The sequence below is a fragment of the Blastomonas sp. UPD001 genome (genome assembly GCF_003426715.1).
Lineage (GTDB): Bacteria > Pseudomonadota > Alphaproteobacteria > Sphingomonadales > Sphingomonadaceae > Blastomonas.
This window is the reverse complement of record NZ_QKVT01000001.1, coordinates 577,850-583,101: the sequence shown is the minus strand read 5'-3', so window position 1 is coordinate 583,101 and position 5,252 is coordinate 577,850. Positions and strand designations below refer to the sequence as shown.

The window sequence follows — 5,252 nt, the reverse complement described above, 5'->3', positions numbered from 1 at the left end:
TGAACCCAAGGGAGCGGTTCCATGCAGATCTGGGTTGGCCTGGGCAATCCCGGCCCCGAATATGCGCTGCACCGGCACAATGTCGGGTTCATGGCGATCGACATCATCGCCGACATGCACGGTTTCGAGCCGCCCAAGCGCCGCTTTCAGGGCTGGGCGCAGGAAGGCCGTCTGGGCAATCAGAAGCTTCTGCTGCTCAAGCCCGCGACCTTCATGAACAAGTCCGGCCAGTCGATCGGAGAGGCGATGCGCTTCTTCAAGCTCGAGCCGCAGGACGTCACCATCTTTCACGACGAGCTCGACCTGGCGCCGTTCAAGGTCAAGGTGAAGCGCGGCGGCGGCACCGCCGGGCATAACGGGCTGCGCTCGGCCGACCAGCATATCGGCCCCAAATTCCGCCGCGTGCGGATCGGCATCGGGCATCCGGGCAACAAGGACCGGGTGACCGGCCATGTGCTCGGCAATTTCGCCAAGACCGAACTCGACGACCTGACCGACATGCTCGGCGCGATCGGCGCGGAGGCGGGCTGGCTGGCGCAGGACGACGACGTGCGCTTCATGAACGATGTCGCGCTGAGGCTGCAGGGATGAGCCTCGCCGCTCGCAGCGACAAAAGGCTGCTCGTCTATTTTGCGCTGCTTTCGCTGGTCGCCACCGGCTGCGGCATCGCGGCGATGGTGCTGAGCGGCACGCCGCAGATGCGCTGGATCCCCAATGTCATTGCCTGGCTCATCGGCGGCGGCGCGGCCTTCGCGATCGCGCGCACCGCGCCCTCGCCCAAGGTCTGGATCGCCATCGGACTTGGCGCGCTGGCGCTGGTTGCGGCGACACTGGTCGGGCCCGACCAGCAGGGCGTGCATCGCTGGCTCGCCGCCGGGCCGCTGTTCGTCAATATCGCGGCGCTTACCCTTCCCGCCGCTCTGGTCGCGATGGCGCGGCTCGGCGCGCAGCACCGGCTGGTGCCGATCATCGCGACGCTGCTCGCCGCGATCCTCGCGCTCCAGCCCGATGCATCGCAGGCGTTCGCGCTCGCGCTCGCCGGCTTTGCGATCCTGGTCACCGACAAGCGCATCTCCGCCCTTGTCACCGCCTTGTGCCTGTTCGGCATCGCCGCGCTGTCGCTGCTGCGCGTCGATCCGCTCCAGCCGGTGGCGGAGGTCGAGCAGATCATCCAGCTCGCACATGCCGCCGCGCCTGCACTCGCATGGGTAGCCGTCGCCAGCCTGGCCGCGATCCCGGTACTGCTGTTCGCGCTGCGGCTGGGCGATGTCGCCGCACGCGCGCTCGCGCTCTATATCGCGGTCACCTGCGCTGCGCCGATTTTCGGCTGGTTTCCGGTCCCGCTGGTGGGAGCAGGGATGAGCTTCCCGCTCGGGCTGTGGCTCGGCATCGGCCTCCTCGCCGCGCGACGGGCCTAGAACCGGCGCTCGAGCCAGTCGACCGCAAAGCGCGTCATCGCGGGAGCATCGACCAACAGCGCATCGGCGCTACCGACCTTGCCCTGCCGTCCGCCGCCCGTAGCGACGAAATCGCGCACCATCTGATCGAAATAGTCGTCGTCGAGGCCATCGACCACCGGATTGCCGGTGTCGTACTCCTCGACTGTGCGCCACACCGTCCGCCCGCCTTCGAGAAACGGCACGTCCCAGCGGACGACACGCTTGCCCGGAATGTCGGCGAGATGTTCGGCATGGTGGAGCAGCGTCATCGTCTCCCACGGCGCGCCGATCATCACGACCTTGCCGCCCGCCTCGACCAGCCGCGCCAGCGGGGTGCCCGGGCCATAGCCATAATCGAGCGGGTGCGGATCGATCAGCCATTGCGCCTTCGCCCCCAGCGCGACCATCGACGGGCCGGGGCTGAGGCTGCGCAGCGCGCCGGGCGTAGTGCGCAGGAATTCGGGAAACGCGCCATTGTCGCGGATCGCGCGCGATGCGGCGGGATCGAAGGGCAGCACATGGTCGCGCCATTCGGGCAGGATGTGCCCCTGCTCGTCGCACGCGCCTTCGGGGGCGCCCTGCCAGTCGGCATAGGCCATGATCGTGCCGTCTGCCCCCACCACCTGGCGCAGCGCGGCGATCAGCGTATCGGGCCCGGCGATCATCGGCTCGATGCTGCGCAGACCCGCATGGCCGAGCACGATATCGCCCTTGCCCAGACCCAGCGCCGCCAGATCGCGCACGAGATCCTCGATGGTCCAGAAATGGGTCATGGCGGCGATGTGATGCGCGCTGCCCGCGATGCCAAGATGTCTTGACCAGCAAATTGCCCCCGAAACGATGTCTTGATGCTGTCGCACGGCTTTCTCCGACCTGTCATCGCGCCGCCATCACGATCGCGCGCAACTCGGGCAACACACGCGCACGCCGTTCCAGCGCGGGGCTGAACGCGGCATCAACATCATGATTTTTCGGGGGAATCACCTTGTCTCACCTCACCGACGCGGCACGCGCGCCCTATCGCACCGAAAATGCCGATCACGACAATCCCAACTGTCTGGAAGCGATCGTCGCGGCCAATCCGTCGCGCCGCAGGATCCTCGTCAACGGCCTGTTCGGGATCGCGCTCGCACCGATGGTCGCCAGCTGCGGCGGCGGAGCATATGCCGATCCGCCGCGCCAATATGCCGCGCTTCGGCAGCGGGATCTTTCACCGCACCGCGCGCTTCGGCAACCTGGCCGAGCTGCAGCTGCTCGACACCCGGTCCTATCGCAGCGACCAGGCCTGCGACGACGGCTTCAAGCCGATCTGCGAGGGCGTGGGCGACAGGACCGCACAGGTGCTGGGCGCGGAGCAGGAAGAGTGGCTCGCGCGCAACCTCAAGCGCAACACTGCGCGCTGGAACTGCCTGGCGCAGCAGATCATGATGATGAGTCTCGACCGCAGGCGCGCCGCGAACGAGGACACCCGCATCGCGAACATGGACAGCTGGGCCGCCTATGAGGTGCCGCGCCAGCGCATGCTCGGCCGGATGGCCGGGCTGGGCAATGTCGTGGTGCTGACCGGCGACGAGCACCAGAATTTCGTCGGCGATCTGGTCCATCAGGACAAGGTCGTGGGCACCGAGATCGTCGCCACCTCGATCAGCAGCGGCGGCGACGGATCGGATCTGCGCTATGGCAGCGAGCAGATGATGAAGAACAATCCGGAGCTCAGGTTCCTCAACGACCAGCGCGGCTATGTCGTCTGCGAGGTGACGCCCGAGGCCTGGCTCAGCCATTTCCAGGTCGTCGACAAGGTGTCGGTGCGCCAGAACAGCATCAAGCGCCGGGCGACGGCGGAGATCGCGCACGGCACCCCCGGCGCGCGGATGACCGGGCTTTCGGCATGATCGCGCGGCTGGTCGCGGCGCTGTTCGCGCTGGCGCTGGCAAGCCCGGCTTTCGCGCAGGACGCCGAGCCGCCGGTCACCATCCTGATCTCGATCGACGGGATGCGTCCCGACTATCTCGAGCGCGGGCTGACGCCCCATCTCACGGAATTCCGCCAGCGCGGCGTTGCGGCGGCGATGCGGCCGAGCTTTCCCAGCAAGACCTTTCCCAACCATTATACCATCGTCACTGGCAAGCGCCCCGACCGCAACGGCATTGTCGGCAACCTGATGATCGATCCCGTCCGCCCCGATCAGATGTTCAGCATGGGCGATGCACGCCAGGCGCTCGATCCTTTCTGGTGGGCTGAGGCCGAGCCGGTCTGGATCACCGCCGAAAAGGCGGGCGTGCGCACCGCGACGATGTTCTGGCCCGGCAGTGAGGTCGCGCATGACGGCCGCCGTCCGAGCGACTGGCTGCGCTTCGACCAGAACATCGGCAACGCGCAGCGCGTGAACACCGTGCTCGACTGGATGCGCCGTCCGGCGGCGATCCGTCCGCGCCTCGTCACCATGTATTTCGATACCGTCGACACCGCCGGACACCGGTTCGGCCCGGGCCGCTCGCCCGAGCTCGACGCCGCGGTTGCCGAGGTCGATGCGCGGATCGGCGATCTGGTGCGCGGGGTCGAGGCCCTGGGCGTGCACGCCAATTTCGTCATCACCGCCGATCACGGCATGGCGGAGACCGCCGAGACCCGCGTGATCCAGCTCGACGAGCTGATCGACCGCGCTAGCTATATCGCGGTCGAGGCCGGGCCCTATGCCGCGATAGAACCGGCAGCAGGGACCGACGATCGCGTCTATCAGGCGCTGCTCAGGCCGCACGCACACATGGCCTGCCATCGCAAGGAGCAGCTGCCTGAGCATCTGCATTATGGCAGGAACCCGCGCGTCGCCGCGATCATCTGCATCGCCGACAATGGCTGGACGATCCTGTCGGGCACCCCGCCCTATCCGGTAAAGGGCGGCGCGCACGGCTATGATCCCGTCCATGCCGACATGCACGCGCTGTTCATGGCCTTCGGCCCCTCGATCCGCCCGACCCAGACGCTGCCCCTGTTCGACAATGTCGATGTCTATCCGCTGCTCGCGGCGCTGACCGGGATCGCGCCGCTACCCTCGGACGGCGATGCCGCCACGCTTGCCCCGCTGCTGGCGCGCTGATTTTGCTTGCAAATAGAAGGTTGCGCATCAAGACTTATGTCCATGATCCATTATGAAGACCTGGAAGTCGGCTCGACCTCGAAATTCGGCCATTATGACGTCACCCGCGAGGAGGTGATGGAATTCGCGCGCAAATACGATCCGCAGCCTTTCCATCTCGACGACGAGGCGGCGGCGCAGACGCATTTCGGGCGGCTGTCGGCGAGCGGCTGGCATACCTGCGCGATGATGATGGCGATGCTGGTCGAGAACATGAAGACCACGCGCCAGGCGGGTCTGGGCTCGCCCGGCATGGACAATCTGCGCTGGGTCAAGCCCGTCTATCCGGGCGACACGCTGCGCATCGAGACCACGATCATCGAGAGGCGGCGGTCGAAGAACCGCCCCGACATGGGGCTGTTCAAGTCCGATGTCGTCATCTTCAACCAGAATGACGAGCCGGTGATGACGCTGCGCAGCAACGGCCTGATCAAGGTCCGCAACCCGGAAGCGCCGATCGAGGACTGAGCAAGCCAGGCCTCAGTTGCAGGTCCAGAACCCGTCCTTGTACGCGAAGGCGGGGCCATCGCTGTCGCTGACCTGCATGCTCGCCGTGCTGCCCGCAGCGTCCTTGCCCGAAGCCGATACCATCAGCGTCACGCCCTCGCCCGCAAAGCTGCCCCCGGTCTGCTGAACCGGGCCCGAGGGCGCAAGCTGCACCGTCCTGCCCGCCACCG

At 66.9% G+C, this 5,252-nt stretch carries 7 protein-coding genes; 5 read left to right on the top strand and 2 right to left on the bottom strand.

The annotated features are described in order from the left end of the window. The first annotated feature begins 21 nt into the window (after positions 1–21). Positions 22–591: an aminoacyl-tRNA hydrolase gene (pth, locus tag DM995_RS02750; protein WP_116968419.1), complete on the top strand. Its 570-nt coding sequence runs from the start codon at positions 22–24 to the stop codon at positions 589–591. Beyond that, positions 588–1,418: a hypothetical protein gene (locus DM995_RS02745; RefSeq protein ID WP_116968418.1), complete on the top strand. Its 831-nt coding sequence runs from the start codon at positions 588–590 to the stop codon at positions 1,416–1,418. Before pth ends, DM995_RS02745 begins: the two co-directional genes overlap by 4 nt. Here the strand turns inward: DM995_RS02745 and aac(3) are convergent. Continuing rightward, positions 1,415–2,212 carry an aminoglycoside 3-N-acetyltransferase gene (aac(3), locus tag DM995_RS02740; RefSeq protein WP_116968417.1) on the bottom strand — a complete coding sequence of 266 codons (798 nt, stop codon included), beginning with the start codon at positions 2,210–2,212 and terminating at the stop codon, positions 1,415–1,417. The two genes, DM995_RS02745 and aac(3), sit on opposite strands and share 4 nt — an antisense overlap. 390 nt (positions 2,213–2,602) lie before the next feature. On the opposite strand from aac(3), the gene DM995_RS02735 reads away from it, so the two are divergent. Genes DM995_RS02735 through DM995_RS02725 form a run of 3 tightly spaced genes read left to right on the top strand, consistent with a single transcriptional unit; the run spans position 2,603 to position 5,043 of the window. After that, positions 2,603–3,331: an alkaline phosphatase D family protein gene (locus DM995_RS02735; protein ID WP_232824000.1), complete on the top strand. Its 729-nt coding sequence runs from the start codon at positions 2,603–2,605 to the stop codon at positions 3,329–3,331. Beyond that, entirely contained in the window at positions 3,328–4,536 is a 1,209-nt protein-coding gene (locus DM995_RS02730) for an alkaline phosphatase family protein (protein WP_116968416.1), read from the top strand. The genes DM995_RS02735 and DM995_RS02730 overlap by 4 nt, the downstream gene beginning before the upstream one ends. A gap of 42 nt (positions 4,537–4,578) precedes the next feature. After that, positions 4,579–5,043 carry a MaoC family dehydratase gene (locus tag DM995_RS02725; protein WP_116968415.1) on the top strand — a complete coding sequence of 155 codons (465 nt, stop codon included), beginning with the start codon at positions 4,579–4,581 and terminating at the stop codon, positions 5,041–5,043. A 12-nt stretch (positions 5,044–5,055) separates the two neighbouring features. Here the strand turns inward: DM995_RS02725 and DM995_RS02720 are convergent. Continuing rightward, positions 5,056–5,252, bottom strand: a 197-nt coding sequence (locus tag DM995_RS02720; protein ID WP_198669237.1) for a hypothetical protein, incomplete at its 5' end; no start/stop codon positions are given.

Coding starts and splice junctions, on each gene's coding strand:
- DM995_RS02745 (WP_116968418.1), top strand. CDS start 588: ATGAGCCTCGCCGCTCGCAGCGACAAAAGGCTGCTCGTCTATTTTGCG.
- DM995_RS02735 (WP_232824000.1), top strand. CDS start 2,603: ATGCCGATCCGCCGCGCCAATATGCCGCGCTTCGGCAGCGGGATCTTT.
- DM995_RS02730 (WP_116968416.1), top strand. CDS start 3,328: ATGATCGCGCGGCTGGTCGCGGCGCTGTTCGCGCTGGCGCTGGCAAGC.
- pth (WP_116968419.1), top strand. CDS start 22: ATGCAGATCTGGGTTGGCCTGGGCAATCCCGGCCCCGAATATGCGCTG.
- DM995_RS02725 (WP_116968415.1), top strand. CDS start 4,579: ATGATCCATTATGAAGACCTGGAAGTCGGCTCGACCTCGAAATTCGGC.